The sequence below is a fragment of the Xanthobacter autotrophicus genome (assembly GCF_029991245.1).
In the GTDB taxonomy this organism is placed as follows: domain Bacteria; phylum Pseudomonadota; class Alphaproteobacteria; order Rhizobiales; family Xanthobacteraceae; genus Xanthobacter; species Xanthobacter autotrophicus_C.
The window spans coordinates 1-433 of the sequence record NZ_JAIVFO010000378.1; the positions used below are offsets into that span (position 1 = coordinate 1).

The window sequence follows — 433 nt, forward strand, 5'->3', positions numbered from 1 at the left end:
ACCTGAACCTGCACAAGACCTTCTGCATCCCGCACGGCGGCGGCGGCCCCGGCGTCGGCCCCGTCTGCGTGGTGGAAGACCTCGTGCCTTATCTGCCGGGCCATGCCACGGCCGGCGTGGCGGGCGGCACGGGGGCCGTCAGTGCGGCTCCTCTCGGCAATGCCGCCGTGCTGCCGATCAGCTGGATGTACATCCGCATGATGGGCCCGGACGGCCTGCGCGCCGCCACCGAGACGGCCATCCTCTCGGCCAACTACATCAGCGCGCGCCTGAAGGACCACTACCCCACGCTGTACGCGAGCGCCAACGGCCACGTGGCGCACGAGTGCATCCTGGACCTGCGCGGCTTCAAGGAGACCAGCGGCGTGATGGCCGAGGACGTCGCCAAGCGGCTGATCGACTACGGCTTCCATGCGCCCACGCTGTCCTTCCC

Annotated in this window: 1 pseudogene; it reads left to right on the forward strand. The window is 70.0% G+C overall.

Annotation, left to right across the window (positions count from 1 at the left end):
* Positions 1-433 (forward strand): annotated as a pseudogene (locus tag K9U41_RS23305) (glycine dehydrogenase (aminomethyl-transferring)); the annotation flags it as partial.